Origin of the sequence: Clostridium boliviensis (genome assembly GCF_033342255.1) — a bacterium.
Taxonomy (GTDB): Bacteria; Bacillota; Clostridia; order Lachnospirales; family Lachnospiraceae; genus Lacrimispora; species Lacrimispora boliviensis.
On record NZ_JAWONS010000132.1, the window covers coordinates 1 to 464 of the forward strand.

Sequence of the window (464 nt, forward strand, 5' to 3'; positions counted from 1 at the left end):
CCGGCCACAGGAATCGGATTTCCGTCTGATCGCCGCCACCAATCGAAACCTGGAAAATCTGGTGAGGGAAGGACGTTTCCGGGAGGACCTGTATTTTCGACTCAATGTGGTTCCGATCACCATTCCGCCCCTCCGTGAACGACAGGAGGATATTTTGCCGCTGATCCGCCATTTTTTGGACAAATACCGGAGGAAGTATCGGCGGGAGAAGGAGTTGGACGCTGGGGCGGTGGAGGGTCTGCTGAAGTATTCGTGGCCGGGAAATGTCCGGGAATTGGAGAACCTGATGGAACGGTTGGTGGTGACGGTGGAGGAGCGGGTCATCCGCATGAGGGATTTGCCCGAGAAGATGCGGCAACCCGAGGAGAATTTCTCCGCACTGTTCAACGGCGACCGGACGCTTCCGGCGATCCTGGCCGAAGTGGAAAAGCAGATCCTGATGGAAGCGAAGAAGCGATGCCGAA

The 464-nt window shown here is 56.9% G+C and carries 1 protein-coding gene; it reads left to right on the plus strand.

Annotated features, from left to right (window positions below; genetic code table 11):
- Positions 1 to 464: AAA-type ATPase lid domain-containing protein (locus tag RZO55_RS08985; RefSeq protein ID WP_318063942.1), on the plus strand; the 464-nt coding region annotated here is incomplete at both ends.